This window comes from Acidimicrobiia bacterium, assembly GCA_016650365.1.
In the GTDB taxonomy this organism is placed as follows: Bacteria; Actinomycetota; Acidimicrobiia; order Spongiisociales; family JAENVV01; genus JAENVV01.
This window is the reverse complement of the sequence record JAENVV010000178.1, coordinates 1-2,672: the sequence shown is the minus strand read 5'-3', so window position 1 is coordinate 2,672 and position 2,672 is coordinate 1. Positions and strand designations below refer to the sequence as shown.

General features: G+C 59.0%; 3 protein-coding genes. 1 reads left to right on the top strand and 2 read right to left on the bottom strand.

The features are described 5' to 3' along the window. Positions 1–15: 15 nt before the first annotated feature. Both JJE47_10890 and JJE47_10885 read right to left on the bottom strand, forming a co-directional pair. Positions 16–1,029: a helix-turn-helix transcriptional regulator gene (locus JJE47_10890; GenBank protein MBK5267927.1), complete on the bottom strand. Its 1,014-nt coding sequence runs from the start codon at positions 1,027–1,029 to the stop codon at positions 16–18. Between the two features lie 111 nt (positions 1,030–1,140). Then, on the bottom strand, positions 1,141–1,392 hold the full coding sequence (locus tag JJE47_10885; protein ID MBK5267926.1) for a DUF1049 domain-containing protein: 252 nt from the start codon (positions 1,390–1,392) through the stop codon (positions 1,141–1,143). Positions 1,393–1,997: 605 nt separating this feature from the next. On the opposite strand from JJE47_10885, the gene JJE47_10880 reads away from it, so the two are divergent. After that, on the top strand, positions 1,998–2,672 hold a 675-nt coding region (locus JJE47_10880), incomplete at its 3' end, for a YbfB/YjiJ family MFS transporter (protein ID MBK5267925.1).

Here is a 2,672-nt window from a genome sequence, read left to right as displayed (position 1 = left end):
TGTCTGCATAAAAGTTCATGTGGTATCCCCTTCAAATGGTCCGGTGCGAAGATACGAAGCGACAAACTGAGCGGCGTCCTCAAGTGCCTTCGGACGGAGCTCGTAATGTGTCCCATCTTTTCCCGAACCGGTTATGACGGCTTTCACCAGTCCGGCTGCCCTGAGCAGCCGCAAATGGTGGTGGGTGGTGGATTTGGCCAGGTCGAGGTATTCGGCCAACTCGCCGAGACCGGCCGGACTTTCGCCCAAACGACGGAGAAGCCTCAGGCGACGTTCGTCTCCGAGCGACTTGAACATTTCGATCATCCATGACGGCGGGCTATCCGGATCGGCATCGACGGCCTCATCGCTGATCGGGTACACGAAGTATCGCGTTCCCCCGAATCCGAACATAAGGTTCCATGGTCGGACCACCACACTGGGTATGAGCACGACCTCGGTGGTGTCACTGTTAAGACGAAAAGCCACACCCTTAGTCACGGTCTCGATCAGTTGCTCCGGGTCAAGACTTCTCGCCAGAAAGCGGCTCAAATGCTCGTCATGTTCGAGGCTGGACGCGAGCTCCTTGAGTTCGATATCGAGTTCGGGCGGGAGCGATCGGAGAATCGACACGATTCGATCACGATCAGCAGTCGGATTCGTACTCTCAATGTGCTTGTGAGCGCACACATCTGGATCACAGTCTTCGTCGTCATCGCTGTGGGTGAGAAGACCCATCAGCTCGTTAGGATCTTGTTCGGCGATCAGATCGGCGAGGTCGGAAACCGACTGTATGTCGTTTGGGATCACGAATTGCAGCAGGAAGCTCCACCGGGCAGCACTTGCCTCGGACATCCACTCCCAGTCGTCGGCAGGTATGTCAGCTGCTTGGCGGATAGCCTCAATGGTGGCTGAGTTCTCGAACGAATCCAACGAGTCGGCCTCGGCCGTACTGGCCCACATCGCCACGAGGAGCTCGGCAACCGGCGTAGCGGTCACGGTGATCTTCACCTGCTGGGGCGGGAAGTAGGGTTCTCTGATGAGGGTCATTCGATCTCCTCGTACTCATTCTATCTAATAAACACTGTTCGATACTTATCGAATGATACGACATACGTGAAAGAAATGCAATCAGATTTCGATTCGACGCGGAATCAGCCGTTATTCGGCCGGATCGGACCGCTTCTTGGACCGGTACCGCATGAGATCACGAACCACCGCTCCGAGCAACGCCGCTCCAACGAGGGTAACGACCCGGGGAGCGTCAAATGACCAGTTGAGGAACCTCACATGTACGGTCTCGGCATTCTGAACGGCGAACGCGATGAATAGGCCGATCAGCAGGACGAGCGGGATGCGCGACAGCACCCATCGGGGATCAATGCTTCTTTTCTGCGGCGATTCCGTTGTCAACTACCACTCCTCCGACGGCTATCTCTAAGTCAAGCGCGTCGGCGCTGCAGATGGGAGCGATACACATGGGTTCTTCACCCACGCTGCGCCAGCTCTTCAGGCATCCCGGCGGCGCCCGCGACGAATGGATCGTCGCGGTGGCCTGCCAGGAGCCATCCTGGGGACCTTGCGACCTTTACGAACCGGCGGCATACCAGGGGCTTTGACGCGCTCCGGTTCATCGATTCGGACCTGTTCAACCCCTCTCCGGATCCGATCGCTCCCGCTCTTCGGAGGGCCGAATGGTCGATCCGGCAGGAAGCACGGTTCTGTATCAGGCGGATCATCGCCCCCAAAACGAGTAGCGGCGATGCCGGTGCCAAGCGCAAGCAAACCCAATCGGCCCTGCCCGTTTCTGGGTCCACGCATACATTCCCCCTCAAAATGCGGCCCCCAGCCGTGCACCCGAATTCAAATATACGCGAGGTTTCACCACCGCGCCGGGTGGTTTTCAGATTACTTTCTGCGCTCGCAGCCCCCCATAACCGAAACGAGTGTGCATCCAGACTCAACATTGCAACATGGATGCACACTCGTTTCAGAAACGGGAGCGCTAGCGTCGCCCGATGAGAGCCTGGCGAACGGTTGGACTGACCATGGCGGCATCCGCCGTCGCCCAGTCGTTCGGGCGATTCACCTACGCTGTCCTGTTGCCGGCGATCCAACAAGATCTCGACATCACCTACACGCTGGCGGGTACGGTCGGTTCGGCCAATCTGGTCGCCTACCTCGCTGGATCCATCGCCGCCAGTTACGCGTCCACCCGGCTCGATCCCATCACCCTCATCAAGATCGGAACGGGCCTGTCGACGATGGGCCTGGGTCTGGCATGGTTTGCTCCAAACTTAGCCTGGTTACTTGTGGCCATGATCGTCACCGGCTTCGCCGGTGCAGTCATTTGGATTCCGGCTCCTGGGATTGCCGGGGCGTCGGTCATCCCGGCCCGGCGGGGCCTGGCCGTGGGTCTCACCCAAGCCGGAATCGGGATTGGTGTCGTAACGGCCGGGGTGCTCGCCACCGTCATCAGGTCGAGCCAGGGCGATGCCGGCTGGCGGACCCTCTACGGCATCGAAGCCGTTATCGGGTCGATGGCGTTTCTTGGCGCCGTTTGGTGGTTGCGAATCAGCACCGTCCAATCGAAGGATCCAGTCCACCTGGCTTCGGTCAAACTGGTCCCCGGTTGGCCCCAACTGCTCGGCGGGTACATGAGCTTCGGCATCTCATATGCCCTGTTCACCATC

What these genes read in the sequence shown, in the direction of transcription:
- JJE47_10890 (MBK5267927.1), bottom strand. Translation starts at nt 1,029, where the DNA reads ATGACCCTCATCAGAGAACCCTACTTCCCGCCCCAGCAGGTGAAGATC.